Below are 25,359 nucleotides of genomic sequence, written 5' to 3' on the forward strand. Positions count from 1 at the left end.
CGGCTGCGCCTAGGCCGACCCGCCGGGGGTTTCACCCCCGAACCCCCAGGATACTTTCGGCAAGATGATGGCGAACCGCGTTACAGGGTCGCGTTCATCGCGCCGCCGTCGAGCAGGAGATTCTGGCCGACGATGAAGCCGGCGTGAACCGAGCACAGGAAGGCGCAGGTGGCGCCGAACTCCTCCGCCGTGCCGTAGCGCCGCACCGGGATCGTGGCGGCGCGGCGGGCGCGCGCCTCCTCGAGGGGGATTCCGTCGCTCGTGGCAACGCCGGAATCGAGCGAGGTCGCTCGGTCGGTGTCGTGGATGCCGGGCAGGAGGTTGTTGATCGTGACACCGTCCGGCGCAACCTGCCGGGCGGTACCGGCGACGAAGCCGGTGAGGCCGGTCCGCGCGGCGTTCGAGAGGCCGAGAGTGGCGATCGGCGCCTTCACCGATTGCGAGGTGATGTTGACGATCCGTCCCCAGCGCCGTGCGATCATTCCCGGCAGAACCGCCTGCATCAGCGCGATCGGGGTCAGCATGTTGGCGTCGAGCGCGCGGATGAAGTCATCGCGACCCCAGTCGCTCCAATGCCCCGGCGGCGGTCCGCCGGCATTGGTGACGAGGATGTCGACGGCGCCAGCCGCGGCGAGCACCGCGGCGCGGCCGGCCTCACTGGTGATATCGGCGGCGACCTCGGTGACGTTGACGCCATGCGCGGCGCGAATCTCCGCCGCGGTTCTCGCGAGGGCCTCGGCGCCGCGGGCATTGATCACGAGGTCGACCCCGGCCGCGGCCAACGCCTCGGCGCAGCCCCGTCCGAGGCCTTTCGATGCCGCCGCGACCAGCGCCCGGCGTCCGCGAATTCCCAGGTCCATCCTGTTTTCCTCCCGTTGCGGGGCGAGCATAGGGATTTTGCTGACGCTGGCCAGTGGCGGCGCTCAGGCTGCCGCCGAGGAGAAGCGGTAGGCCACGCCGGAGAAGGCCGCCTCGGCGAAACCATAGGCGAAGCGCAGGCCCGTCGGTCCGGCGATCACGCCGTGCTCGGCATTGCCGGGAATATAGACGGCCACGCCGGGCACCAGCGCATGGGCGATGCCGTCGATCGTGACCGTGCCGCCGCCCTCGATGCAGAGATAGAACTCGGCCGGCGCGTGCCGATGCGGGTGCAGGGTGCCCGCGGGCCCGAATTCGGCGATCCCGAGCACGAATTCCTGCGTCTGGGTGCGGTCGGCGCAGATCAGCGTCCGCCAGGTGACACTGCCGAAGACCGGATCGGTGCCGCCCTCGAGTGCGACCTCGGCCGCGTCGACCGAGAAGCCCTGGGGCGCGGGCGGCGCCGGTGAATTCACCGGTTCCGGCAGGTCGGTCGCGCCGATCATCAGCGCTTCGGCCGCATCGGGGATCATCATCGGTTCAGTCATTGCGGGGCTCCTCCTCTTTCCGGCCGCATCTAACCGGCTTCACCAGCCCGCCTCAATGCGCTAAAGCTGATCTACATTATACGCTGGGGTTATGATTCAATTGCGCCTTCCGAGCTTCTCCGGCCTCACCGCCTTCTATGCCGCCGTCCGCCACGGTACGCTGACCGGGGCGGCGCGCGAGCTCAACGTCTCGCAGCCGGCGATTAGCCGCCGCATCGCGGCGCTCGAGGCGGATCTCGGCTGCCCGCTCTTCGACCGGACGCACAAGCCGGTGCGCCTGACCAAGCAGGGCCGCGAACTTTCGGTCGCGCTGCGCGGCGGCTTCGACATGATCGAGACCGCGACCGACCGCATCCGCCGTGCTGCGAGCGGCTGGACGGTGTCCGTCTCGGCGCCATCGGGCTTTGTCGCCTACTGGCTGATCCCGCGGCTCGGCGACCTGCAGTCTGCGTTCCCTGAAACGACGATCCGAATCATAAGCCTGGAACATGACGAACCCGGCCGGCGCGGCGACATCGCGATCCGTTTCGGCGCGCCGGACGCGGCGCAACCCGACGAGGCCAAGATCCTCGGCGAGGACGTGTTCCCGGCCGCGAGCCCGCTTTACCTGAGCCGCGTTCGCCAGCCCGGAACTGTGCACGACCTTGGCGGCCACACGCTCCTGACGACCGCGTCGGGCCGGCGCCACTGGTACGACTGGGACAGCTGGTTCGACGCCGTCGGGGTGCCGCGCCCGGCCGGCACGCGCACCCTCGATTTCAGTGCCTATGCGATGCTGGTCAGCGCCGCGCTCGCCGGCCAGGGGGTCTGCCTGTGCTGGTCGGGCCTGCTCGACAGCTTCCTCGACACCGGCGCGCTGATCCGGCTGACCGAGGTCTCGGCCGGTTCCGGGCGGGGTTATTTCCTCGACCTGCGCGAGGGCAGGGCCGCGCCGCGCATGGTGCAGGCAGTTGCGGACTGGATCCGCGACCGCGCGACAACCCCGGAGCCGGGACGCGCGTTGACGCGGACGACCGCGATTTGATAGGCCTGTGCGGCCCGCCCCCGGGACGTCATGCGAGGTCAGACGATGAGCGACGGCGCGCAGCCCTTTCCGGCCCATACGGTGCATGTTTACGAGGCGTCGGCGCTGCGCGTGAGGCGCGGAGTCAATCTGCGCGACGCCATTGCGGAAGCGGCGGCCTGCGAGCCCGGCGACGTTTACCGGCTCGACCCCGCGGCGCGGGCGTGGCGGATGCTGCTGCGTCCGGCCGCCGACCGGCAACCGCATGCTGCGATCGCGGAGGGCTCCGAGATCGGCGCGCCGGGCGAGCGGGTCGATCTCGTGTCCTTGTTCACGCTGATGACCGAGGACGGCGAGCGGCTGGAACTTCTTTTCGCGCGACACGCGGCCTCGGGCGCGGGCATCGCGCTGCCGCTGTCGCCGATCACACCCGGCGCCGATTACACGCTTCTGGCCGCGACCGAAGACTTCGGCGACATGAGGATCGCTGACGTGGTGTGCGTCTCCTTCGGCGCAGGCACGATGGTCACGCTTCCCGGCGGCTCGCAGCGCCCGATCGAATCCCTCGCACCCGGCGACCAGGTGCTGACCCGGGACCACGGGCCGCAGCCGGTCCGCTGGATCGGCAGATCGACGATGCGCGCGAACGGCGCCTTCGCGCCGGTGGTGATCACCGCCGGTACTCTCGGGAATGCGGGCGATCTCGTGGTCAGCCCGCACCACCGGGTCTTTCTCTACCAGCGCGGCGTCCACCGGGTCGGCGGCGTGGCCGAGATCCTCGTTCAGGCCAAGCATCTCGTCGACGGCGAGGCGGTGGTGCGCCGCGAAGGCGGCTTCGTCGACTATTACAGCCTCGTCTTCGACCGGCACGAGATCATCTATGCCGAGGGGATCCCGGCGGAAAGCCTCATGGTCAACGAGGCCACGACTGGCCATCTGCCGCCCGATCTCGCCGAGGAGATCCGCGCCCGCTTCCCCGGCCTGAACCAGCACCAGCATTTCGGCACCGAGGCCGGGCGCGAGCTTCTCGACGAGGCGGCTCGGGCCGCGCTTCTCGCCCGCTACCGTCAGGGGTAAGCCGCGCTTGGTCTGGTCAGAAAATGGTGCCGGTTGTAGGATTGAACAGGGTTACACGAACCGAGCCCAGTGACCCGAAGAAGAGGAGACCGCATGACCCGCCCCGCTCCCGTTGTCACCCCTCTGCCGATGGAGGAACTGCGCCAAGCACTGCCGCAGATCCTCGCCGCCCCGAAGGACGAGGGTGAGGTCAAGGCGATCGTCATTCGCCCAGCTCCGGGCGAACGGCGGATGGTTGATCAGGCTGAGCTGAGCCTCGCCGGCGGGGTCCACGGCGACCACTGGGCGAAGGGATGCTGGATGTCGACCGAGGACGGCCAGCCCCATCCCGACGTCCAGATCTGCATGATGAACGCGCGCTGCATCGAGGCGATCGCGGGCGAGCCCGAAAACTGGGCGCCAGCAGGCGACAACCTCTTCATTGACATGGACCTTTCGCCGGCCAATCTGCCGCCCGGAACGCGGCTGGCGCTCGGGACCGTCGAACTCGTGACGACCGACAAGCTCCATGCAGGCTGCCAAGATTTCATCGACCGCTACGGCCGCGACGCCTGCCTGTTCGTGAACACGGGCGAGGGAAAGACGCACCGGCTGCGTGGCATCTACGCGCGGGTGACGAAGGACGGCACCGTGAAACGCGGCGACCGGATGCGCAAGATCGGCTGAACCGGCCAATCTCGCACGGTTGATCTGGCGCAGATCGTTTGGCGGCGGCTTCCGCTATGGTTCCACCGAACGGCCGCCCCACCCGGCGGCCCGGCACAACGGAGCACGCCATGCCGGTTTACCTCGTCGCCACCGACCTTTCCGCCCGCGGCGACCGCGCCGTGCGCCGCGCCTTCGCGCTCGCCCGCGCGCATCAGGCCCGCCTGATCGTGGCCAGCGCCGTCGACGACGACCTGCCACAGGCGCTAGCGGCCGAACTGGCGGCGGGTGCCGAGCGGACGCTCGCCGACGTCGTCGCAGTCGATCCCGACCGGGACGCGGTGGAGTACGAGACACGGATGCTGCGCGGCGATCCGAGCCTCGCCATCGCCACGCTGGCCGCGACGGAGGCGGTGGATCTCCTCATTCTTGGCGCTCACCGCGTGCGCCCGGTCGCCGACATCTTCCGCGACACCACGATGCTGCGGATCCTGCGCCAGGTCACCTGCCCGGTCCTTCTGGTCCGCAATCCGGTCGCCCATCCCTATCGCGGCATCCTCGCCGCGACGGATTTCTCGCCCGCTTCGGCGGCGGCGCTGCGTACGGCGGCCGCGCTTGTCCCGGACGCTTCCATCGCGGCGATCCATGCGTTCCACGTGCCGTTCAAGGGGCTGATGCCGCGCGAGACCGCCGCCCCCTTCCTCGCCGAGGCGCGCTCTCACGAGGCGGAGTGGCGCGGGCGCGAACGCCTGCCCGAGCGGCTCGGCCCGGTGACCTTCGAAGAAGGCCCGGCGACCGAGGTGATCTCCGAAGCTCTCGCCGCGACCGGCGCCGACCTGATCGCGGTCGGGGCGCACTCCCGCGCCGGGATGGCCGCGCGCCTGCTCGGCAGCTTCGCGACCATGCTCATCGAGGCCGCGCCGACCGACCTGATCGTGGCCCGCCCCGGCTAGCGCCATTGCGGCGGCCCCGCGCCGCCGCTATATCGCGCGCCATGATGGACCAGCCGAACCGCCCCGCCCTTCCCGCCGAAATCGCCCGGCGCCGCACCTTCGCGATCATCTCGCATCCGGATGCGGGCAAGACCACGCTGACAGAGAAGTTCCTCCTGTTCGGCGGCGCGATCCAGATGGCCGGCCAGGTCCGCGCCAAGGGCGAGGCGCGGCGCACGCGCTCGGACTTCATGAAGCTCGAACAGGACCGCGGCATCTCGGTCTCGGCCTCGGCGATGTCTTTCGACTTCGGCCCCTACCGCTTCAACCTCGTCGACACGCCAGGCCACTCGGACTTCTCCGAGGACACCTACCGCACGCTGACCGCCGTCGATGCCGCGATCATGGTGATCGACGGGGCGAAGGGCGTCGAAAGCCAGACGCGGAAGCTCTTCGAGGTCTGCCGCCTGCGCGACCTGCCGATCCTCACCTTCTGCAACAAGATGGACCGCGAGGCGCGCGACACGTTCGAGATCATCGACGAGATCCAGGAAAACCTCGCCATCGACGTGACGCCCGCAAGCTGGCCGATCGGCATGGGGCGCGACTTCCTCGGCTGCTACGACATTCTCAATGACCGGCTCGAACTGATGGACCGCGCCGACCGCAACCGGGTCGCGGAATCGATCCGGATCGCCGGGCTGGACGATCCGAAACTGGCCGAACACGTCCCCGCCGAGCAGTTGAAGAAGCTTCGTGAAGAGCTTGAAATGGCGAGGGAACTCCTGCCACCCTTCGACCGTCAGGCGTTCCTCGAAGGCCATCTGACACCGATCTGGTTCGGTTCGGCGATCAACTCCTTCGGCGTCAAGGAACTGATGTCCGGCATGGGCGATTACGGCCCCGAGCCGCAGCCGCAGAAGGCGACCGAGCGCCAGATCGCGCCCGAGGAGGGCAAGGTCGCGGGCTTCGTCTTCAAGGTTCAGGCCAACATGGACCCCAAGCACCGCGACCGGGTGGCCTTCGTGCGCCTCGCCTCGGGCCATTTCGAACGCGGCATGAAGCTTCTCCATGTCCGCTCGAAGAAGCCGATGGCGATCTCCAACCCTGTCCTGTTCCTCGCCGCCGACCGCGAGCTGGCCGAGGAGGCCTGGGCGGGCGACATCATCGGCATCCCGAACCACGGCCAGCTCCGCATCGGCGACGCGCTGACCGAGGGTGAGGCGCTGCGCTTCACCGGCATCCCCTCGTTCGCGCCCGAGCTTCTGCAAACCGTGCGCGCGGGCGATCCGCTGAAGGCCAAGCATCTCGAAAAGGCACTGATGCAGTTCGCCGAGGAAGGGGCCGCCAAGGTCTTCAAGCCCGCCATCGGCTCGGGCTTCATCGTCGGCGTCGTCGGTGCCCTCCAGTTCGACGTGCTCGCGAGCCGGATCGAGATTGAATACTCGCTCCCCGTGCGCTTCGAAAGCTCGCAGTTCACCTCGGCCCGCTGGGTCACCGGCCCGAAGGCGGACGTGGAGAAATTCGTCAACGCCAACAAGGGCCATATCGCCCACGACCATGACGGCGACATCGTCTACCTGACGCGGCTGCAATGGGATATCGACCGGATTACCCGCGACCATCCCACGCTGAAGCTGTCGGCGACGAAGGAAATGATGATCTGACGCAGGGGTTTACCCGGCGAAGTGCATCTCGACACGGACACTCTTGCCACGGCCAAGCTCGGCCTCCTGCCGCTTCCGGTGGCGGTGGTCCCTGAGCCGCCGGCGCCAGCCGCGCGGCCCGTTCATGCCCGCCTCGCGCTCGGCGCCGATATCGGAACCAAAGGTTTCCACGTCATGCAGGACCGGCGCGGGGTTGAGAAAACCCGGCCTGAGCAGCCGATATCCGCGCCCCGCCTCGGCGCCGAACAGGAAATGGTCGACCGGCACGCCGAGCCTCGGATAGCGCGTCAGCAGGCGCTCCGCCGCCTCGCGGGTCACGACATAGCCGCAAGTGCCGAGAAAGCTGCTCCGCATCCGGAAAAGCCCCGTCCCGCTTTCGACCGGGCCGAGCGCCTCGCCCAGGGGGAATCGGCGACTGCGCTGCGGGCCGGGCCAGAATTCGAGCTTCAGAGCCCCCATCCCGTTCCGCTCCATCAGCCCGGCGAGATCGCAGGCGGCGAGCGCCGCGAAGCCCGCCGCCAGCCGGGCATCGTCCTCGAGCACGATCGCGGCCTCGGCCTCGCCGCCGGCGATCTCGCCCCAAAGGCACTGATGGGTAAGCGAGCAGGCCATGTCGCCAAGCGTTGCCGGAAACATCCGCGCGAGAGGTCCCGCGCCGAACGCGCGGGCAAGCGTCGCAGGGTCGCTCTCTGCTGAGTCGATGGCCTCTACCCGCTGCCATGGTAGGCCGAGCCCGTCGAGTTCCGCGCCGATCCGCACCAGCCGGTCCGGCCGCCGGGCAAGGTTGATGACATGGATTGGCAGCATCCGCTCCGCCCTTTGCCGGCCCCGTTTTCCGCAGCCTAGACCGCGTCCGGACAAGTTGGAACTGGCATTTCAGAGCATGGGCCAGAAACGGCTTGCGCTGATTGACCTTTCGGCGGCTTTGCAGTAGGGCCATGAGGCCTGCATCCGGCGGGCACTCGCCGGGGCGCCCGGAAGTCGCGTCCCTTCACCCTTGCGGTGCCATACCGCATTCGATGGACGCTGATGACCAAGTTTTCCGATCTGAAGCTGGACCCCAAGGTCCTGCAAGCCATTGCCGAAGCCGGCTATGAGACCCCCACCCCGATCCAGGCGGGTGCCATTCCCCACGCGCTCGAAGGCCGCGACGTGCTCGGCATCGCCCAGACCGGGACCGGCAAGACCGCCTCGTTCACGCTACCGATGATCACGCTCCTCGGCCGCGGCCGGGCGCGGGCGCGGATGCCGCGCAGCCTCGTGCTGGCGCCGACGCGCGAACTCGCCGCCCAGGTGGCGGAGAACTTCGACACCTACTCGAAGCACACCAAGCTCACGAAGGCGCTCCTCATCGGTGGCGTCAGCTTCGCCGAGCAGGACAAGCTCATCGACCGCGGCGTCGACGTCCTGATCGCGACGCCGGGCCGCCTGCTCGATCATTTCGAGCGCGGCAAGCTCCTCCTCACCGGCGTGCAGATCATGGTGGTGGACGAGGCCGACCGGATGCTCGACATGGGCTTCATCCCGGATATCGAGCGGATCTTCCAGCTCACGCCCTTCACCCGCCAGACGCTCTTTTTCTCGGCCACGATGGCGCCCGAGATCGAGCGAATCACCAACACCTTCCTGCACAACCCGGCGAAGATCGAGGTCGCGCGCCAGGCGACGACCTCCGAGACGATCGAGCAGCGGCTGATCGAGCTCACGCCCACCCGCAAGGACCAGTCGGCCAAGCAGAAGCGCGAACTTCTGCGCGCGGTGATCGACGCCGAGGGTGAGGCCTGCACCAACGCGATCCTCTTCTGCAACCGCAAGACCGAAGTCGATATCCTCGCGAAATCGCTGAAGAAATACGGCTACAACGCGGCGCCGATCCACGGCGACCTCGACCAGAGCCAACGGATGAAGACGCTCGACGGCTTCCGCGACGGGAGCTTGCGCTTCCTCGTCGCCTCCGACGTCGCCGCGCGCGGGCTCGACATCCCGGCCGTCTCCCACGTCTTCAACTTCGACGTGCCCTCCCATGCCGAGGACTATGTCCACCGGATCGGCCGCACCGGCCGCGCCGGCCGCAAGGGCGTAGCCGTGACCATCGCCACTCCGGCCGATCAGAAATATCTCGACGCGATCGAATCGCTGGTGAAGAAACCGATCCCGCGCGGCGCGATCCCCGAGGGGTTCGAGATCAGCGAAGCCGCGCAGCGCCCCGCGCGCAAGGACGACGACAAGGGCAAGGGTCGCGGACGTGGCCGTGGTGGCCGCGAGGACCGCAAACCGCGTCCGGTGAAACCGCATGGCGAAGAAGCCTCGATGGCGCCGCTCGAACAGCCGGTGGCCGCCGCGAAAGCCGAGACCAGACCGGAACCCCGGCCCGAGCCGGCGGCCGAACCGCGGCCCGAGCCGGCGGCCGAACCGCGGCCCGAGCCGGCGGCCGAACCGCGGCCCGAACGTGCCGAGCGTCCCGAGCGTCGCGACGATCGCAAGTCTGACCGCAAGGGCAAGGGCGAGGGCCGCGGCCGCCGCGAGGACCGCGACGCGCCAGTGGTCGGCATGGGCGACCATGTGCCCGACTTCCTGATGCGCGGGCTGAAGAGCGAAAAGGCGTAACGCCGCTATTGCCGGTGGGCGGCGCGGGTCACCGCGCCGGTCGGCACATCGGATAGCGGCAGGGCGCGCCGTCGATCCGCACTTCGGCCAGAAGCTCGAACCCGTGGCGCTGGTAGATCGTGAGGTTCCTCCGGTTGGTCGATTCCAGGTAGACCGGCAACCCGTGCCGGTCGCAGGCCGCGAGACCGTGTGCCAGAAGCCGACTGCCGAGCCCCTTCCCACCCTGCACCGGATCGACTGCGACCAGCGACAGGTGCCAGTGCGGCTCGTCGAGGTGATAGGGCTCGCAAGCCTCAATCAGCGCCTGAAAGAGCGGCAGCCGATCCGGCTGGAAGGTGCGCGCCGCGTTCTCCGCCAACGCCTCAGCGTCGGGCACCACTCCCGGCGGGCGCCAGATCGCCATGCCGAGGCCGTCGCCGATAATATGGTTGGCGCCGTCGGCGAAGCCCGGTTCGGCATTGATCCGCGCGTAGCCGTAGTTCGACAGCGTGAACCGGTGCGGATCGGGCAGGATCCAGCGCGCGAAGGGGTCGCCCGCGAAGGCGACAGTCAGAAGCGCCCCCATCCGATCGAGATCGGCCGGTAAGGCGGCGCGAATATCGGCGTCCATCCCCTCGCTCCCTGCCGGTTTGCGAGGAAGAGTAACCCGGGATGCGCGCGGGAAGAAGCCGGACGCCGCCTATTCGGCGACAAGCCGGCTCGTCACCACGGTGACCTCGGGCTTCTTGCCGATCTCCTCAAGCGAGACCTGGCGGACGATGCGCTTGACCGCCTCCGCCAGCTTGTCGTCGTCCCTCAGCACCTTGTCGGCGGCCGAGCCGAGGTATTCGTTCACCTCCGCCTCGATCATGTCGGCAAGGTCGGCACCACGGCGCGTCGTCTCGGACAGACCCTTGAGCTCGACCCAGGCGTCGCCCAGAGGTTCGTCGTCCTCGTCGATGATCAGGCTCGCCATCACATGGCCGTTCAGCGCCATGCGGATCCGGTCCCGCACCACTCCGTCAAGCGCTCCGATCAGCACGCTGCCGTCGAGATAAGTCCGCCCGGTTTCGATGTATTCGACCACCTTGGGCTCATCGCCGGTCAGATCGACCACCGTGCCGTTCACCGCGAGCTCCGCTGCGATCCCCTTCTCGATGGCGATCCGGCAGTGCTCCCTCAGATGGCGGTGCTCGCCATGCATCGGCAGGAGTATCTTCGGCCTCAGGAGATCGTGCACCGCCTCGAGGTCCGGCCGGTTGGCATGGCCCGAGACGTGATAGAGCCCGCCGCGGTCATCGACCACGTCGACCCCCATCTCGGAAAACGCGTTCATCACCCGGATCACACCGCGTTCGTTGCCGGGAATGGTCTTGGAGGAGAAAAGGAACGTATCCCCCTCCTTCATCTCCAGCCCGAGATACTTGCCGCGCGCCAGCTGCGCCGAGGCCGCGCGCCGCTCGCCCTGGCTGCCGGTGACGATCAGCATCAGTTTGCGGCGCGGCATTTCCACGGCTTCCTCGGGCGGGATCACCGCCGGGAAGTCGGTCAGCACGCCGGTTTCCGCCGCCGCCGTGATCATCTTCTTCATCGCCCGGCCGAGCATGCAGACCGAGCGGCCCGCCGCCCGTCCCGCCTCGGCCAGCGTCTTCAGCCGCGCCACGTTCGAGGCGAAGGTGGTCGCGACCACCATCCCCTCCTGCGCCGCGATCAACTCGGACAAGGGCGCGGCCAGCGAGGCCTCGGACCGGCCCGGAAGCGGCGAGAAGACGTTGGTCGAGTCGCAGGTCAGCACCTTCACGCCCACGCCTTCGTTGGCGATCTCGTGCCACTGGTTGGGGTCGAAAGGCTCGCCCACAATGGGCGTGCCGTCGAGCTTGAAATCGCCCGAATGGACGATCCGCCCCGCCGGCGTGTCGATGACGAGTGCCGCACTTTCGGGGATCGAGTGGCTCACCGGCACGAACTGGACCTTGAACGGCCCGGCCTCGACCGTCTCGGGGCGGGGCTTGACGACGCGGATCACGTCAAGCGGGTTGCCCTGCTCCTCCATCTTCAGATTGGCGATGGCGGCGGTGAAGGCCCGGGCATAGACCGGGGCCTTGATCTGCGGCCACAGAAGCCCGAGCGCGCCGACATGGTCCTCGTGCGCGTGGGTGATGAAGATCGCCTCGATACGGTTCGCATTCTCGGCGAGCCAGGCGATGTCGGCCATGATCAGGTCGACACCCGGCGAGGTCTCCATGTCCGGGAAGGTCACGCCGAGGTCGACGACGATCAGCCGTTCCTTGCCCGATGGCCCGTAGCCATAGACATAGGCGTTCATGCCGATCTCGCCGGCGCCGCCGAGCGGCAGATAGATCAGGCGGTCTTTCGAGCTCATCCGTTTTCCTTGTTGAATGCGTGGATGACCGTCAGGCCATGCATGGTCAGGTCGTCCTCGACCCAGTCGAAAACATCGGTGGCCTGCGCGAACAGGGGCGTGAGCCCGCCGGTGCCGATGATCTTCATCGGCCGGCCGAACTCCGTTCGGATCCGTGCGCAGATCCCCTCGACGAGGCCGATGTAGCCCCAGAACACACCCGACTGCATGCAGGCGACGGTGTTCTTGCCGATCACCGCCTCTGGCATCGAGACATCGACATGCGGCAGGGCCGCCGCTGCCATGTGCAGGGCTTCGAGGCTGAGGTTGACACCCGGCGAGATCACCCCGCCGATATAGGCGCCGTCCGCATCGACCACGTCGAAGGTCGTCGCGGTGCCGAAGTCCACCACCACGAGATCGCCGCCGTGGCGGTCGAAGGCGCCGGCGGCGTTGACCAGCCGGTCGGGGCCGACCTGGGTGCCCTGATCGACCCTCGGCGGCGCCGGCAGGAGGCAGTCGGGCTTGCCGACGACGAGCGGCCGGCAGCCGAAATAGCGGTCGCAGAGGACGCGCAGGTTGAACACGACCCGCGGCACCGTCGAGGAGATGATGCAGGCGTCGATGTCAATGGCGATCTTGCGATGCGCCATCAGCGTCGAGAACCAGACGAAATACTGGTCCGCCGTGCGCTGATGCTCGGTCGCGGTCCTAAGCGTACAGAGGAAGGTCGTCCCGTCCCAGACCGAGAAGACGGTGTTGGTATTGCCGCAGTCGATGCACAGGAGCATGGGACCCTCCTTCCTCAGAAGAACACGTCGGCGGCCGGGATATTGCGCCGCCCCTGCGACGTGGCGATGACGAGCGCGCCGTCCTCGGCGATGGTCTCGAACGTGCCCTCGATGGTCTCGGACGCGGTCCGCGCGGTGATCCGCTGGCCGAGCTTGGCCGCGCGGGCAAGCCAGGCGGTGCGGATCGGTCCGAAGCCGTAGGTGGCAAGCTGCGCCTCCCAGCGGGCGAAGGCGTTGGCGAGATAGGCGAGGAACTCCTCGGGCGCGATCCTCACACCGGTCTCGCCGAGGACCGAGACCGGCAGCGTCGCCTCGGGCTCGACCGCCTCCCTCGGCGGCGCGGCCACGAGGTTGACGCCGATGCCGACGGCAAGATGACTCACATCGGCGCCGCGGCCCGCGCTTTCCAAGAGAATCCCCGCGACCTTGCCGCCGTTCAGGAGCACGTCGTTCGGCCATTTGAGCGACAACGTCGCACCGGGCCCGCAGACCGTCTCCAGGGCGTCGGCGAGCGCCAGCGCGGCGACGAAGCTTCTGAGCGCCGCCCGCGCGGGATCGCCCGTGGGCCGCATCACCAGCGTGGCAGCGAAATTGCCCTCGGGGCTGATCCACTCCCGGCCCCGCCGCCCGCGCGCCGCTGTCTGGCGGCGGGCGAGGATCCAGGTCGGCTGGGTCAGGCCGGGCGCGAGCCGCTGAGCCTCGGAATTGGTGCTGTCAACCTCGGCGAGGACGTGGCGCGCCACGCCCTCGGGCCAGGCCGAAGGGTCACCCGTCCGCTCAGCGGACAAGAACTTCGGCCGCCAGCGCCGCGGCCCCCTCGATGCCGAAGAGGTTGACGACGCCCACCACCATCACCACCGCCGAACCGACCAGCAGGAGCCACTGCGCCGGTACCATGCGGCTGTCGAGCGCGTCGGTCTCGGTGCCGAAGTACATGTAGTAGACGATGCGGATGTAGTAGAACGCGCCGATCACCGAGGCGACCGCGCCGGCCACCGCGAGCCAGACCATGCCGGCATTGACCGCGGCCAGCAGCACGCCGTACTTCGCGAAGAACCCGAGCATCGGCGGCACCCCGGCGAGCGAGAACAGGAGCACCAGCATGGCAAGTGCCTTCACCGGCTCGCGCTTCGAATAGAGGTTGAGCGCGTTGATGTCGGTCACCGGGGCGCCGTCGCGCTCCATCGACAGGATGAAGGCGAAGGTGCCGATGTTCATCGTCACATAGATCGCCATGTAGATCAGCATCGCCTGCACGCCGGCCTGCGTCCCCGAGGCGAGGCCCACCAGCGCGAAGCCCATGTGGGCGATCGAGGAATAGGCCATCAGCCGCTTGATGTTGCGCTGGCCGATCGCCGCGATCGCGCCGAGGAACATCGACAGCGCGGCGAGCAGCGCGATCACCTGGCTCCAGTCGGCGACGGCGGCGCCGAAGGCGTCATGGACAAGCCGCGCGAACAAGGCCATCGCCGCAACCTTGGGCGCGGTGGCAAAGAAGGCGGTGACCGGCGTCGGCGAGCCTTCGTAGACGTCGGGCGTCCACATGTGGAACGGCACGGCCGAGACCTTGAAGGCGAGGCCCGTGATCAGGAACACGAGGCCGAACAGCAGGCCGATGGAGACATGGCCGTCCTGAATCGTCTCTATGATGCCCGAGAAGAGCGTCGTACCGGTGAAGCCGTACGTCAGCGAAGCACCGTAGAGGAGAAGCCCCGAAGAGAGAGCGCCTAGGACGAAGTATTTCAGACCGGCTTCGGTCGACTTCACGCTGTCGCGGCGGAGCGCAGCGACGACATAGAGCGAGAGCGACTGCAGCTCGAGCCCCATGTAGAGCGACATGAGGTCCCCGGCCGAGACCATGACCATCATGCCCGTCACCGCGAAGGCGACGAGGATCGGGAACTCGAACCGCGCGAGGCCGCGGCGCGCCATGTAGTCCTGGCTCATGACGAGGACCGCGGCGGCGGACAGAAGCACCGTGACCTTGGCGAAGCGCGCAAAGGCGTCATCGGCGAAGGAGCCGGAGAAGGCCATCGCGTCGGCCGAAGACGAGAGCCCGATCCAGGAGGCGATCGCCACGAAGATCGCGGCGGTGGTCCATGTCAGGAGGCCGGTCAGTTCGTCCTTGCCGGAATAGACCGCGCCAATGAGCGCGGCCATGCCGTAGACGATCAGCACCACTTCGGGAAGGACGGCGGAGAAATCGGAAGCGATCATCGCGGGTTTTCCTCAGTGGCTGGCCAGCTGCACCGACGAGTCGGCGGGGATGGCGGCATGGTAGTCGGAGACGAGCGCCGCGACCGAAGGTCCGATCATGTCGGTCACGAGGCTCGGGTAGACGCCGAGGATCAGCGTCATCGCGACCAGCGGCGCGAAGATCGCCTTCTCGCGGCGGGTCATGTCGGTGATGGTCTTCAGGCTCTCCTTGATGAGATCCCCAAAGACGACCCGGCGGTAGAGCCAGAGCGCATAGGCGGCAGAGAGGATCACGCCCGAAGTCGCGACCGCGGCAGCCCAGGTGTTGACCTGGAAGATGCCCATGAGGGTCAGGAACTCGCCGACGAAGCCGGAGGTTCCCGGCAGGCCGACATTGGCGAGCGTGAAGAACATGAAGATCAGCGCATAGGCGGGCATCCGGTTCACGAGCCCGCCATAGGCGTCGATCTCGCGGGTATGCATCCGGTCGTAGATCACGCCGACGCAAAGGAAGAGCGCGCCGGAGATGAAGCCGTGGCTCAGCATCTGGAAGATCGCGCCGTCGATGCCCTGCTGGTTCGCCGCGAAGATGCCCATCGTGACGTAGCCCATGTGGGCGACCGAGGAATAGGCGATCAGCTTCTTCATGTCCGACTGCGCGAGCGCCACGAGCGAGGTGTAGACGATCGCGATCGCCGACATCCAGAAGATGAGCCCGGCGAGAAGGTCCGAGGCGATCGGGAACATCGGCAAGCTGAAGCGCAGGAAGCCGTAGCCGCCCATCTTCAGAAGGATCGCCGCCAGCACGACCGAGCCCGCCGTCGGCGCCTGGACGTGGGCGTCCGGCAGCCAGGTATGGACCGGCCACATCGGCATCTTCACCGCGAAGGAGGCGAAGAAGGCGAGCCACAGAAGCGTCTGCATGCCGCCGACGATGCGGAAACCAAGCACGTTCAGCGTCTCGGAGGCGAACTGGTGCGTGAGCAGCGTCGGGATGTCGGTCGTGCCGGCATCGACATACATCGCGATCATCGCGACCAGCATCAGGACCGAGCCGAGGAAGGTGTAGAGGAAGAACTTGAAGGCCGCGTAGATCCGGTCCTTGCCGCCCCAGATGCCGATGATCAGGAACATCGGGATGAGGCCCGCCTCGAAGAAGAGGTAGAAGAGCACGAGATCGAGCGCCACGAAGACGCCGATCATCAGCCCTTCGAGGACGAGGAAGGCGACCATGTATTCCTTTACCCGGGTCTCGACCTCCCAGCACGACAGGATCGTGATCGGCATCAGGAACGTGGTGAGCAGCACGAACAGGATCGAGATCCCGTCGACGCCGACCTTGTACTTGAAGCCCATGATCCATTCCCGCTCTTCCACGAACTGGAAGCCGGTGTCGTTCGGATTGAAGCCCGAGATGAGAAACAGCGAGACGAGGAACGTCACCGTGGTCGCGAGCAGCGCCACCCATTTGGCGTTCTTGCGCGCCGCGGCGTCGTCGCCCTTGAGGAACAGCGCCAGGATCGCTGCCGCGATCAGGGGCACGAAGGTGATGATGGAAAGCAGGTTTTCCATTAGTGCGCGCCCCCCGAGAGCGTCATCCAGGTGATCAGAAGCGCGATGCCGATGACCATCGCGAAGGCGTAGTGGAAGAGATATCCGGACTGCGCCCGGTTCACGATCCGCGTCAGCGTCGGGATGAAGCCCATCGCCACGCCGTTGATCGTGCCGTCGATGACATTGCCGTCACCGCGCTTCCACAGGAACGTGCCGAGCCGCTTCGCCGGATTCACGAAGATCGCGTCGAAGATCTCGTCGAAGTACCACTTGTTGAGCAGGAACCGGTAGAGGATCGGCTGCTGCGCCGCGAGGCGGCCGGGTATCGAGGGATCCTTGATGTAGAAGACCCAGGCGGTGAAGAACCCGATCAGCATCGCCACGAAGGGCGAGACCTTGACCCAGGCCGGTGCGTGGTGCGCCTCGTCGAGGACCGTGTTCGAGGCCTCCGACATGTAGATCGCCCCTTCCGGCGCATGGCCGGCGGCCGCAACGGCATGGCCCTCCTCGGCCGGTGCCTCGGCAGTGGCCGCGGCCTCGCCGTGACCCTCGGTCGCGGTCGCTTCCGCTGTCGTTGCCTCACCGTGGCCTTCGGTGGCCGTGGCCTCGGTCGCAGCCTCGCCGTGCCCGGCTTCGGCGCCGGCTTCGGCATGGGCGGGCATCGCGAAGAAGGTGACCATCCGGTCGTGATCGCCGAAAAATGGCTTGTACCAGAGCATGCCGGCGAAGACCGCGCCGAGCGCCAGCACGCCGAGCGGCGCGATCATCGTCATCGGGCTCTCATGGGCGTGGTCATGGGCGTGGTGATCGCCGCGCGCCTCGCCGTAGAAGGTCATGAAGATGAGCCGCCAGGAGTAGAAGCTCGTGAAGAGCGCCGCGATGACAAGCGCCCAGAAGGCGAAGGAATTGCCGCTCGCGAACGCGCTCTCGATGATCGCATCCTTCGACAGGAAGCCCGCGAAGCCGATCGAGGTGAGCGGGATGCCGACGCCGGTGATGGCGAGCGTCCCGATCATCATCGCCCAGTAGGTATAGGGGATCTTCGTGCGCAGGGCGCCGTAGTTCCGCATGTCCTGCTCGTGGTGCATCGCGTGGATGACCGAGCCGGCACCGAGAAACAGCATCGCCTTGAAGAAGGCATGCGTGAAGAGGTGGAACATCGCCGCGCCGTAGACGCCCGCGCCCGCGGCCACGAACATGTAGCCGAGCTGCGAACAGGTCGAATAGGCGATGACGCGCTTGATGTCGTTCTGAACGAGACCCACCGTCGCCGCGAAGAACGCCGTCGCCGCGCCGATATACATCACGAAGGTCTTGGCCTCCGGTGCGTATTCGAAGAGGGGCGACATGCGGCAGACGAGGAACACGCCCGCCGTCACCATGGTCGCGGCGTGGATGAGCGCGGAAACCGGCGTCGGGCCCTCCATCGCGTCCGGCAGCCAGGTGTGCAGGAAGAGCTGCGCCGACTTGCCCATCGCGCCGACGAAAAGAAGGAACGCGAGGAGGTTCGCGGCGTTCCACTCGGTCCAGAGGAAGGTGAGCTGCGTCTCGGCCAGCGTCGGCGCGGCGGCGAAGACATCGTCCATGTTGATACTGTCGACGAGGTAGAACAGACCGAAGATGCCGAGCGCGAAGCCGAAGTCACCGACCCGGTTGACCACGAAGGCCTTGATCGCGGCGGCGTTGGCCGAGGCCTTCCGGTAGTAGAAGCCGATCAGCAGGTAGGACGCGACGCCCACGCCCTCCCAGCCGAAGAACATCTGGACGAGGTTGTCAGAGGTCACGAGCGCGAGCATCGCGAAGGTGAAGAACGAGAGATAGGCGAAGAAGCGCGGTTTGTAGACCTCCCCCTCGCGCCAGTTCTCGTCATGGGCCATGTAGCCCCAGGAATAGAGGTGGACGAGCGCCGATACCGTCGTCACCACGATCAGCATGATCGCGGTCAGCCGGTCGAGCCGGATCGCCCAGGAGGTGTCGAGCGAGCCAGACCGGATGAAATCCAGCACATGGACGTGGCTCGTCGTGCCATCGAAGGTGAAGAACACGATCCAGCTGAGAAGACAGGCGAGGAACAGGAGGCCCGTCGTCACCGCCATCGCGCCGGTCTCGCCGATCACGCGCCAGCCGAAGCCGCCGATGATCGCGCCGACGAGGGGGGCAAGAAGGATGATCGTTTCCATTTGCCGTTACCCTTTCATCACGTTGACGTCTTCGACGTCGATGGTGCCGCGGTTGCGGAAGAAGCAGACGAGGATCGCGAGCCCGATCGCGGCCTCGGCGGCGGCGACGGTCAGGACGAACATCGTGAAGACCTGGCCGACGAGGTCGTGGAGGAACGACGAGAAGGCAACGAAGTTGATGTTGACGGCGAGCAGCATCAGCTCGATCGACATCAGGATGACGATGACGTTCTTCCGGTTGAGGAAGATTCCGAAGATGCCGATCACGAACAAGGCGGCGGCAACGCCGAGGTAGTGAGTGAGACCGATCATTTCATTGCCCCCGTCCGATTGCGATTCTTCGGCGAAAAATCGAGCAAATTTTCGCAGAAAATTTGTGTCACAGCCCCTGCCCCGGCTTCACGTCCTTGAGCTCCATCGCCTTGGCCGGATCGCGCCACATCTGGGCGAGCACGTTCTGGCGCTTGACGTCCTTGCGGTGCCGCAGCGTCAGCACGATCGCGCCGATCATCGCCACGAGCAGGATCACCCCGGCGAGCTGGAACAGGAGGATGTACTTGTCGTAGATCAGCAACCCGAGCGCGGCGGTGTTCTGCACTCCCTCAGGCGTCACCGCGCCGCGCATGGCCTCGGCCGTCTCGGCCGTTTCCCAGGCGCCGAAGGCGATGCCGAGCTGCATCAGGATCACCACGCCGATGAGAAGCCCGAGCGGCATGTAGCGCGCCATCTCACCCTTCAGCTCGGCGAAATCGACGTCGAGCATCATCACCACGAAGAGGAACAGCACCGCGACCGCGCCGACATAGACGATCATCAGGAGCATCGCCACAAACTCGGCCCCGAGGAGCACGAAGAGCCCCGCCGAGGAGAGGAAGGCGAGGATCAGCCACAGCACCGAATGGACCGGGTTGCGGGCCATGACCACCATCAGGCCCGCGGCCACCGCCGTGATGGCGAAGAGGTAGAAGGCGAAGACCAGAACGCTCATGCGTCATCTCCCATCTCATCGAAGACCCGCTGCGCGATCTCCAGCGCGCGGCTCATGGCGGGCACCCCGCCGAACATGCTCATCTGGTAGATCACTTCCGCGATCTCCCGCTTCGTCGCCCCGGCCTCAAGCGCGTGGCGGATCGTCAGTTTCATCTGCGGCTCGGCCTGCGCGCCGAGAACCGTGAGCGCCGCCACGGTGACCAGGAGCCGCGTCCGGGCGTCGAGCCCCTCGCGGTTGAAGGTCTTGCCGAACCACATCTCCATCATGTCCTTCGACATGGTGGGGAAGAGCTTGTCGAGATCGGCGCCCTTGAAATTCTCCAGCGCAGGATTGAAGGCGCGGGCCATTTCCTGGCCCTGCTCCATCATCTGCTGGAAGAGTTTACCGAAGGCGTCGGTCATCTGTAGGGTGCATCCAGTTCGAGGTTGCGGGCGATTTCGGCTTCCCAGCGCTCGCCATTGGAGAGGAGCTTGGCCTTGTCGTAGAACAGCTCTTCGCGCGTCTCGGTGGCGAACTCGAAGTTCGGCCCCTCGACGATGGCGTCGACCGGGCAGGCCTCCTGGCAGAAGCCACAGTAGATGCACTTCGTCATGTCGATGTCGTAGCGCGTGGTGCGGCGCGAGCCGTCCTCGCGCGGTTCGGCGTCGATGGTGATCGCCTGCGCCGGGCAGATCGCCTCGCAGAGCTTACAGGCGATGCAGCGCTCCTCGCCATTCGGATAGCGGCGGAGCGCATGTTCGCCGCGGAAGCGGGGCGAGAGCGGCCCTTTCTCGTGCGGGTAGTTCAGCGTCGCCTTCGGCGCGAAGAAGTACTTCAGCCCAAGCCCGAAGCCCTTGATGAAATCGGCGAGCAGAAAGTACTTCGCCGCGCGGTTGTAGTCGATATTCGCCATATCAGCCCCCAATCGCCCAGCGGGCCCAGAAGCCGCCCAGCACTTCGAATTTCGCGAGGAACGAGACGATCACCACCCAGCCGATCGACAGCGGCAGGAACACCTTCCAGCCGATCCGCATGAGCTGGTCGTAGCGGTAGCGCGGGACGATCGCCTTCACCATCGCGAACATGAAGAAGAAGACCCACATCTTCGCGACCATCCACCACCAGCCGTCCGGCAGGAACGGGATGGGCGAGAGCCAGCCGCCGAAGAAGAGAAGCGAGATCAGCGCACACATCAGGAAGATCGCGATGTATTCGCCGGCCATGAAGAGGAGGTAGGGAGTCGAGGAATACTCGACCATGAACCCGGCGACGAGTTCCGATTCCGCTTCCGGCAGGTCGAAGGGCGGGCGGTTTGTCTCGGCCAGTGCCGAGACGAAGAACAGCACCACCATCGGCAGATGCGGCAGCCAGTACCAGTTGAAGAGCCCGAGGTTGCCGTCCTGCGCGGCGACGATCGCCGAGAAGTTCATGCTGCCGGTCGAGATGATCACGCCGATGATGATGAGGCCGAGCGAGACCTCGTAGGAAATCATCTGTGCGGCGGAGCGGAGGCTCCCCAGGAACGGGTATTTCGAGTTCGACGCCCAGCCGCCCATGATCACGCCGTAGACCTCGAGCGACGACACCGCGAAGACGAAGAGGATCGCGACGTTGATGTCGGCCAGAACCCAGCCCGGATGGAACGGAATCACCGCCCAGGCGAGGACCGCGAGCACGAAGGAAAGCATCGGGGCGAGGAAGAAGACGAACTTGTCGGACCCGGCCGGGACGACGATCTCCTTGACCACGTATTTCAGCGCGTCGGCCACCGACTGCAAGAGGCCGAAGGCGCCGACGACGTTCGGGCCCTTGCGCATCTGCACCGCCGCCCAGATCTTCCGGTCGCCATAGACGAGGAAAAGCAGCGACAGCATGACGAAGGCGATGATGCCCAAGCCCTGCACCGCGATCAGCAGGAACGTGCCCAGTGGTGTTGCCAGAAATTCCGCCATTCTTTTTTCCTCAGCCCGTCCGATCTAGACCGTTGGTATGCCGCGTTCGGCGCAGTCGGCCACCGCCGTTTCGGCATCGGTGGTCGTCAGCCTCCGGGGCAGCGTCGGCGTGATGCTGTAAACAGCATCCGCGCTCCAAACGCCACCCTCTTCCTTCACTTTCCTGCGCATCTGCTGCGCGAATCTGCCGTACTTTTCCGCCGCGTAGCGGACGTGAGCATCCGCGGCCACGGCGCAGGCCAGGCGCCCGGCGGGACCGCCGGGAACATGTGCCTGACCGTGTGGCGGATGCGTCATGCTCACTCCGCCGCCAGCGGCCGCTCGGCCCGCGCTCTGGCCAGCGCCGAGAGTTCGGCCATGACCTCGGAGGCGCGCGCGATCGGGTTCGTCAGGTAGAAGTCCTTGACCGCGGTCAGGAACTCCGCCTTGCCCGGCGCCCGGAGCTCGAGCGGCTGCCATTCGTTCTGGGCCACCTCGTCGATCGCACCCAGATGCGGATGCGCCTCGACCAGCGCGCGGCGGAGCCCCGCGAGCGTGTCCCAGGGCAGCACCGCGTCCAGCTCGGCCGAGAGCGCGCGCAGGATCGCCCAGTTTTCCTTCGCCTCGCCGGCGCCGAAGCCCGCGCGCATCGCGAGTTGGGGCCGGCCCTCGGTGTTGACGAAGAGCCCGTTCTCCTCGGTATAGGCCGCCGCCGGCAGGATGATGTCGGCGCGGTGCGCGCCGCGGTCGCCGTGGCTGCCCTGGTAGATCACCGTGGCACCCTTGGCGATCTCCACCTCGTCGGCGCCGAGATTGTAGATGACCTCCGCGCCCTCGAGCGCCGCGACAAGCCCGCCCTCGGTCACCGCGCCCACGTCCATCGCACCAACGCGGGAGGCCGCGGTGTGCAGGACGAGGAGCTTCGACTCGGTCATCTCCGCGAACTTCATCGCATGGGCGAGCACCGCCTCGCCGTCGGCTTCGCGCAGCGCGCCCTGGCCGACGATGACCAGCGTCTCCTTGCCGAGCGCATCCTCATGCGGCTTCGAGGTCAGTTCCGTCAGCGCCTCGCGCCCGGTGCCGAGATGGAAATAGTCGTAGGTCAGATCCATCTTCGGCCCGATCACGCCGATCTTAGCGCCGTTGATCCAGGCCTTGCGGATGCGCGCGTTCAGCACCGGCGCCTCGATCCGCGGATCGGTGCCGATCAGCATGATCGCGCGGGCCGTGTCGATGTCCTCGATCTTCGCGGTGCCGACATAGGCCGAGCGGTTGCCGGCGGGCAGACGCGCGCCGTCGGTGCGGCATTCGACCGTGCCGCCCTGCCCCTCGACGATCGCCTTGAGCGAGAACGCCGCCTCGACCGGGGCGAGATCGCCCACGAGGCCCACGACCTTCCTGCCCTTCATCGCGGCGGCAGCAGCGGCAAGCGCCTCGCCCCACGACGCCTTGCGCAGCTTGCCGTTCTCTCGGACATAGGGCGTGTCGAGCCGCTGGCGGCGCAGGCCGTCCCAGACGAAGCGGGTCTTGTCGGAGATCCACTCCTCGTTCACGCCGTCATGGTTGCGCGGCAGGATGCGCTTCACTTCGCGGCCCTTGGTGTCGACCCGGATGTTCGAGCCGAGCGCGTCCATCACATCGATCGTCTCGGTCTTGGTCAGTTCCCACGGACGCGCGGTGAAGGCGTAGGGCTTCGAGGTCAGCGCGCCGACCGGGCAGAGGTCGATGATGTTGCCCTGAAGGTTCGAATCGAGCGTGGTGTTGAGATACGAGGTGATCTCCGAATCCTCGCCGCGCCCGGTCTGGCCCATCTGGGTGATGCCCGCGACCTCGGTCGTGAAGCGCACGCAGCGGGTGCAGGAGATGCAGCGGGTCATCGTCGTCGCGACCAGAGGCCCGAGATCGAGATCCTCCGAAGCCCGCTTAGGCTCCCGGTAGCGCGAGAAGTCCACGCCGTAAGCCATTGCCTGGTCTTGCAGATCGCACTCCCCGCCCTGGTCGCAGATCGGGCAGTCGAGCGGGTGGTTGATCAGGAGGAACTCCATCACTCCCTCGCGGGCCTTCTTGACCATCGGCGAATTGGTCTTGATCACCGAGGGTTCGCCGTTCGGCCCCGGCCGCAGGTCCTTGACCTGCATCGCGCAGGAGGCGGCGGGCTTCGGCGGGCCGCCGACCACTTCGACCAGACACATCCGGCAGTTGCCGGCGATGGAAAGACGCTCGTGATAGCAGAAGCGCGGGATCTCGACCCCAGCCTCCTCGCAGGCCTGGATCAGCGTCATCGAGGGATCCACCTCGACCTCGATATCGTCGATGATGATCTTGCGGAGGTTGGACATCGTTATTTCTCCGTGGAAGTTCGGTCGGCCGGTGCGCCCACCGGCGGCCAGGCCATGAAGGCCAGAACGAAAAGCGGCGCGAGCGACAGCGCCGTCGGAATCAGGAACGCGAAGACCATGCCGCCCTCCATGTGGAGCGTGCCGATCAACGCGCGAGAGAGCAGCAGGCCGAGCACGGGCGCCGCGCAGACCGAGAGGATCGGCCCGCGAAAGCCCGCCTTCTGGAAGACGACGACGTAGAGGACCGAGGCGACCAGCGGACCGAGGAAGGAGAGGACCATCATTCCGCCTTCTCCCCTCTGGTGCTGTGAAAACTAGACAGACCCATGGACACCACCGCGCGCGGATCATTCGGCAGGCGCCGGAGCTGCCCGCTGGTCGGTTCCGCGATATGGTGGCCGGTCGGGTGCATGGGTTATTCCGCCGCCATCGCGCCCGTGCGGCCCGTACGCTTCGCCTTGATCCGGTCCTCGATCTCGCCGCGGAAATGGCGGATGAGGCCCTGGATCGGCCAGGCGGCGGCATCGCCGAGGGCGCAGATCGTGTGGCCCTCGACCTGCTTGGTGACGTCGAGGAGCATGTCGATCTCCTCGACCTCTGCCTCGCCCTTCACCAGCCGGTCCATGACCCGCATCATCCAGCCGGTGCCTTCGCGGCAGGGCGTGCACTGGCCGCAGGACTCGTGCTTGTAGAACTTCGAGAGCCGCCAGATCGCCTTGATGACGTCGGTCGACTGATCCATCACGATCACGGCGGCGGTACCGAGGCCCGAGCGCTGCTCCCTGAGCCAGTCGAAGTCCATGATCGCGTCGTCGCACTGGGCCGCGGTCAGCATCGGCACCGAGGAACCGCCGGGGATCACCGCCTTGAGGTTCTTCCAGCCGCCCCGGACCCCGCCGCAGTGCTTCTCCAGAAGCTCCTTCAGCGGGATCGACATCGCCTCCTCGACGACACAAGGGTTGGCGACATGGCCGGAGATGCCGAAGAGCTTGGTGCCGGTGTTGTTCGGCCGCCCGAAGGAGGCGAACCAGTCCGCGCCGCGGCGCAGGATCGTCGGCACGACGGCGATCGATTCCACGTTGTTCACCGTGGTCGGGCAGCCGTAAAGCCCCGCGCCGGCCGGGAACGGCGGCTTCATCCGCGGCATGCCCTTCTTGCCTTCGAGGCTTTCCAGAAGTGCCGTTTCCTCGCCGCAGATATAGGCGCCGGCGCCGTGGTGGACGTAGATGTCGAAGTCGAAGCCCGACTTGCAGGCGTTCTTGCCGACGAGCCCGGCGTCATAGGCCTCGTCGATCGCCGCCTGCAGCGCCTCGCGCTCGCGGATGTATTCGCCGCGGATGTAGATGTAGCAGGCGTTCGCGCCCATCGCGAACGAGGCGATCAGGCAGCCCTCGATCAGCGTATGGGGATCATGGCGCATGATCTCCCGGTCCTTGCAGGTGCCGGGCTCGGATTCGTCGGCGTTGACGACGAGATAGGACGGGCGGCCATCCGACTGCTTCGGCATGAAGGACCACTTGAGGCCGGTGGGGAAGCCCGCCCCGCCCCGGCCGCGCAGGCCCGACGCCTTGATCTGGTCGATGATCCAGTCGCGGCCCTGCTTCAGGATGCCGGCGGTGCCGTCCCAGTGGCCGCGCTTCTTCGCGCCGGCCAGGGTCCGGTCATGCATCCCGTAGAGGTTGGTAAAGATCCGGTCCTGATCTTTCAGCATGTCAAATCC

General features: G+C 66.8%; 25 protein-coding genes. 6 read left to right on the forward strand and 19 right to left on the reverse strand.

Features of this window, described 5'->3' with window-relative positions; all coding sequences use genetic code 11:
* Nucleotides 1–80 precede the first annotated feature (80 nt).
* Entirely contained in the window at nt 81–860 is a 780-nt protein-coding gene (locus OM960_RS04815) for an SDR family oxidoreductase (RefSeq protein ID WP_264771220.1), read from the reverse strand.
* Nucleotides 861–923: 63 nt separating this feature from the next.
* A complete protein-coding gene (locus tag OM960_RS04820; RefSeq protein ID WP_264771221.1) occupies nt 924–1,406 on the reverse strand; it encodes a cupin domain-containing protein in 483 nt (160 codons plus the stop codon).
* A 91-nt stretch (nt 1,407–1,497) separates the two neighbouring features.
* On the opposite strand from OM960_RS04820, the gene OM960_RS04825 reads away from it, so the two are divergent.
* The 5 genes from OM960_RS04825 to OM960_RS04845 all read left to right on the forward strand — a co-directional run bounded on the left by OM960_RS04825 (nt 1,498) and on the right by OM960_RS04845 (nt 6,730).
* Nucleotides 1,498–2,430 carry a LysR substrate-binding domain-containing protein gene (locus OM960_RS04825; RefSeq protein WP_264771222.1) on the forward strand — a complete coding sequence of 311 codons (933 nt, stop codon included), beginning with the start codon at nt 1,498–1,500 and terminating at the stop codon, nt 2,428–2,430.
* A gap of 45 nt (nt 2,431–2,475) precedes the next feature.
* The gene (locus OM960_RS04830; protein ID WP_263333340.1) at nt 2,476–3,486 is read left to right on the forward strand and encodes a Hint domain-containing protein; all 1,011 of its coding nucleotides are present in this window, start codon (nt 2,476–2,478) and stop codon (nt 3,484–3,486) included.
* A 93-nt stretch (nt 3,487–3,579) separates the two neighbouring features.
* Entirely contained in the window at nt 3,580–4,152 is a 573-nt protein-coding gene (locus OM960_RS04835; protein WP_263333342.1) for an MOSC domain-containing protein, read from the forward strand.
* A 110-nt stretch (nt 4,153–4,262) separates the two neighbouring features.
* Nucleotides 4,263–5,084 carry a universal stress protein gene (locus OM960_RS04840; protein WP_264771223.1) on the forward strand — a complete coding sequence of 274 codons (822 nt, stop codon included), beginning with the start codon at nt 4,263–4,265 and terminating at the stop codon, nt 5,082–5,084.
* 41 nt (nt 5,085–5,125) lie between these two features.
* Nucleotides 5,126–6,730, forward strand: coding sequence for a peptide chain release factor 3 (locus OM960_RS04845; protein WP_264771224.1), 1,605 nt, complete (start codon nt 5,126–5,128; stop codon nt 6,728–6,730).
* Between the two features lie 9 nt (nt 6,731–6,739).
* Here OM960_RS04845 and OM960_RS04850 read toward each other — a convergent pair whose 3' ends face one another.
* Entirely contained in the window at nt 6,740–7,537 is a 798-nt protein-coding gene (locus OM960_RS04850) for a glycosyltransferase family 25 protein (RefSeq protein ID WP_263333348.1), read from the reverse strand.
* Nucleotides 7,538–7,759: 222 nt separating this feature from the next.
* On the opposite strand from OM960_RS04850, the gene OM960_RS04855 reads away from it, so the two are divergent.
* Nucleotides 7,760–9,337 carry a DEAD/DEAH box helicase gene (locus OM960_RS04855; protein ID WP_264771225.1) on the forward strand — a complete coding sequence of 526 codons (1,578 nt, stop codon included), beginning with the start codon at nt 7,760–7,762 and terminating at the stop codon, nt 9,335–9,337.
* Between the two features lie 28 nt (nt 9,338–9,365).
* On the opposite strand, the gene OM960_RS04860 is transcribed toward OM960_RS04855, so the two are convergent.
* The 16 genes from OM960_RS04860 to nuoF all read right to left on the reverse strand — a co-directional run bounded on the left by OM960_RS04860 (nt 9,366) and on the right by nuoF (nt 25,350).
* Nucleotides 9,366–9,947: a GNAT family N-acetyltransferase gene (locus OM960_RS04860; protein WP_264771226.1), complete on the reverse strand. Its 582-nt coding sequence runs from the start codon at nt 9,945–9,947 to the stop codon at nt 9,366–9,368.
* Nucleotides 9,948–10,016: 69 nt separating this feature from the next.
* Complete coding sequence (locus tag OM960_RS04865) at nt 10,017–11,699, reverse strand: ribonuclease J (protein ID WP_264771227.1); 1,683 nt, start codon at nt 11,697–11,699, stop codon at nt 10,017–10,019.
* Nucleotides 11,696–12,469: a type III pantothenate kinase gene (locus OM960_RS04870; RefSeq protein WP_263333355.1), complete on the reverse strand. Its 774-nt coding sequence runs from the start codon at nt 12,467–12,469 to the stop codon at nt 11,696–11,698. Before OM960_RS04870 ends, OM960_RS04865 begins: the two co-directional genes overlap by 4 nt.
* 14 nt (nt 12,470–12,483) lie before the next feature.
* A complete protein-coding gene (locus OM960_RS04875) occupies nt 12,484–13,257 on the reverse strand; it encodes a biotin--[acetyl-CoA-carboxylase] ligase (RefSeq protein ID WP_263333358.1) in 774 nt (257 codons plus the stop codon).
* Nucleotides 13,247–14,686, reverse strand: a complete 1,440-nt coding sequence (gene nuoN / locus OM960_RS04880) for an NADH-quinone oxidoreductase subunit NuoN (RefSeq protein ID WP_264771228.1) — start codon at nt 14,684–14,686, stop codon at nt 13,247–13,249. The genes OM960_RS04875 and nuoN overlap by 11 nt, the downstream gene beginning before the upstream one ends.
* A 12-nt stretch (nt 14,687–14,698) precedes the next feature.
* Nucleotides 14,699–16,237 (reverse strand): NADH-quinone oxidoreductase subunit M, encoded by a 1,539-nt coding sequence (locus OM960_RS04885; RefSeq protein ID WP_264771229.1) that lies wholly within the window; start codon nt 16,235–16,237, stop codon nt 14,699–14,701.
* The gene (nuoL, locus tag OM960_RS04890) at nt 16,237–18,399 is read right to left on the reverse strand and encodes an NADH-quinone oxidoreductase subunit L (RefSeq protein ID WP_264771230.1); all 2,163 of its coding nucleotides are present in this window, start codon (nt 18,397–18,399) and stop codon (nt 16,237–16,239) included. The genes OM960_RS04885 and nuoL overlap by 1 nt, the downstream gene beginning before the upstream one ends.
* A 6-nt stretch (nt 18,400–18,405) precedes the next feature.
* Nucleotides 18,406–18,711: an NADH-quinone oxidoreductase subunit NuoK gene (gene nuoK, locus OM960_RS04895; protein ID WP_263333366.1), complete on the reverse strand. Its 306-nt coding sequence runs from the start codon at nt 18,709–18,711 to the stop codon at nt 18,406–18,408.
* 67 nt (nt 18,712–18,778) lie between these two features.
* Nucleotides 18,779–19,387, reverse strand: coding sequence for an NADH-quinone oxidoreductase subunit J (locus tag OM960_RS04900; protein ID WP_264771231.1), 609 nt, complete (start codon nt 19,385–19,387; stop codon nt 18,779–18,781).
* Nucleotides 19,384–19,791 (reverse strand): carboxymuconolactone decarboxylase family protein, encoded by a 408-nt coding sequence (locus tag OM960_RS04905; RefSeq protein WP_263333368.1) that lies wholly within the window; start codon nt 19,789–19,791, stop codon nt 19,384–19,386. Before OM960_RS04905 ends, OM960_RS04900 begins: the two co-directional genes overlap by 4 nt.
* Nucleotides 19,788–20,282 carry an NADH-quinone oxidoreductase subunit NuoI gene (gene nuoI, locus OM960_RS04910; protein ID WP_263333369.1) on the reverse strand — a complete coding sequence of 165 codons (495 nt, stop codon included), beginning with the start codon at nt 20,280–20,282 and terminating at the stop codon, nt 19,788–19,790. The genes OM960_RS04905 and nuoI overlap by 4 nt, the downstream gene beginning before the upstream one ends.
* A 1-nt stretch (nt 20,283) precedes the next feature.
* A complete protein-coding gene (gene nuoH / locus OM960_RS04915) occupies nt 20,284–21,321 on the reverse strand; it encodes an NADH-quinone oxidoreductase subunit NuoH (RefSeq protein ID WP_263333371.1) in 1,038 nt (345 codons plus the stop codon).
* 24 nt (nt 21,322–21,345) lie between these two features.
* Entirely contained in the window at nt 21,346–21,618 is a 273-nt protein-coding gene (locus OM960_RS04920; RefSeq protein WP_264771318.1) for a YNQ4 family lipoprotein, read from the reverse strand.
* Between the two features lie 2 nt (nt 21,619–21,620).
* Nucleotides 21,621–23,639, reverse strand: a complete 2,019-nt coding sequence (gene nuoG / locus OM960_RS04925; protein WP_264771232.1) for an NADH-quinone oxidoreductase subunit NuoG — start codon at nt 23,637–23,639, stop codon at nt 21,621–21,623.
* A 2-nt stretch (nt 23,640–23,641) separates the two neighbouring features.
* Nucleotides 23,642–23,923: a hypothetical protein gene (locus tag OM960_RS04930; protein WP_263333375.1), complete on the reverse strand. Its 282-nt coding sequence runs from the start codon at nt 23,921–23,923 to the stop codon at nt 23,642–23,644.
* Nucleotides 23,924–24,054: 131 nt separating this feature from the next.
* Nucleotides 24,055–25,350, reverse strand: coding sequence for an NADH-quinone oxidoreductase subunit NuoF (gene nuoF, locus OM960_RS04935; protein WP_263333377.1), 1,296 nt, complete (start codon nt 25,348–25,350; stop codon nt 24,055–24,057).
* Nucleotides 25,351–25,359 lie beyond the last annotated feature (9 nt).

It is taken from the genome of Defluviimonas salinarum (genome assembly GCF_026013545.1).
In the GTDB taxonomy this organism is placed as follows: Bacteria; Pseudomonadota; Alphaproteobacteria; order Rhodobacterales; family Rhodobacteraceae; genus Albidovulum; species Albidovulum salinarum.

Bases quoted from the DNA above. Each gene is read 5' to 3' on its own strand.
- OM960_RS04815 (WP_264771220.1), bottom strand. From the start codon at position 860: ATGGACCTGGGAATTCGCGGACGCCGGGCGCTGGTCGCGGCGGCATCG.
- OM960_RS04820 (WP_264771221.1), bottom strand. From the start codon at position 1,406: ATGACTGAACCGATGATGATCCCCGATGCGGCCGAAGCGCTGATGATC.
- OM960_RS04825 (WP_264771222.1), top strand. From the start codon at position 1,498: ATGATTCAATTGCGCCTTCCGAGCTTCTCCGGCCTCACCGCCTTCTAT.
- OM960_RS04830 (WP_263333340.1), top strand. From the start codon at position 2,476: ATGAGCGACGGCGCGCAGCCCTTTCCGGCCCATACGGTGCATGTTTAC.
- OM960_RS04835 (WP_263333342.1), top strand. From the start codon at position 3,580: ATGACCCGCCCCGCTCCCGTTGTCACCCCTCTGCCGATGGAGGAACTG.
- OM960_RS04840 (WP_264771223.1), top strand. From the start codon at position 4,263: ATGCCGGTTTACCTCGTCGCCACCGACCTTTCCGCCCGCGGCGACCGC.
- OM960_RS04845 (WP_264771224.1), top strand. From the start codon at position 5,126: ATGATGGACCAGCCGAACCGCCCCGCCCTTCCCGCCGAAATCGCCCGG.
- OM960_RS04850 (WP_263333348.1), bottom strand. From the start codon at position 7,537: ATGCTGCCAATCCATGTCATCAACCTTGCCCGGCGGCCGGACCGGCTG.
- OM960_RS04855 (WP_264771225.1), top strand. From the start codon at position 7,760: ATGACCAAGTTTTCCGATCTGAAGCTGGACCCCAAGGTCCTGCAAGCC.
- OM960_RS04860 (WP_264771226.1), bottom strand. From the start codon at position 9,947: ATGGACGCCGATATTCGCGCCGCCTTACCGGCCGATCTCGATCGGATG.
- OM960_RS04865 (WP_264771227.1), bottom strand. From the start codon at position 11,699: ATGAGCTCGAAAGACCGCCTGATCTATCTGCCGCTCGGCGGCGCCGGC.
- OM960_RS04870 (WP_263333355.1), bottom strand. From the start codon at position 12,469: ATGCTCCTGTGCATCGACTGCGGCAATACCAACACCGTCTTCTCGGTC.
- nuoN (WP_264771228.1), bottom strand. From the start codon at position 14,686: ATGATCGCTTCCGATTTCTCCGCCGTCCTTCCCGAAGTGGTGCTGATC.
- OM960_RS04885 (WP_264771229.1), bottom strand. From the start codon at position 16,237: ATGGAAAACCTGCTTTCCATCATCACCTTCGTGCCCCTGATCGCGGCA.
- nuoL (WP_264771230.1), bottom strand. From the start codon at position 18,399: ATGGAAACGATCATCCTTCTTGCCCCCCTCGTCGGCGCGATCATCGGC.
- nuoK (WP_263333366.1), bottom strand. From the start codon at position 18,711: ATGATCGGTCTCACTCACTACCTCGGCGTTGCCGCCGCCTTGTTCGTG.
- OM960_RS04900 (WP_264771231.1), bottom strand. From the start codon at position 19,387: ATGAGCGTTCTGGTCTTCGCCTTCTACCTCTTCGCCATCACGGCGGTG.
- OM960_RS04905 (WP_263333368.1), bottom strand. From the start codon at position 19,791: ATGACCGACGCCTTCGGTAAACTCTTCCAGCAGATGATGGAGCAGGGC.
- nuoI (WP_263333369.1), bottom strand. From the start codon at position 20,282: ATGGCGAATATCGACTACAACCGCGCGGCGAAGTACTTTCTGCTCGCC.
- nuoH (WP_263333371.1), bottom strand. From the start codon at position 21,321: ATGGCGGAATTTCTGGCAACACCACTGGGCACGTTCCTGCTGATCGCG.
- OM960_RS04920 (WP_264771318.1), bottom strand. From the start codon at position 21,618: ATGACGCATCCGCCACACGGTCAGGCACATGTTCCCGGCGGTCCCGCC.
- nuoG (WP_264771232.1), bottom strand. From the start codon at position 23,639: ATGTCCAACCTCCGCAAGATCATCATCGACGATATCGAGGTCGAGGTG.
- OM960_RS04930 (WP_263333375.1), bottom strand. From the start codon at position 23,923: ATGATGGTCCTCTCCTTCCTCGGTCCGCTGGTCGCCTCGGTCCTCTAC.
- nuoF (WP_263333377.1), bottom strand. From the start codon at position 25,350: ATGCTGAAAGATCAGGACCGGATCTTTACCAACCTCTACGGGATGCAT.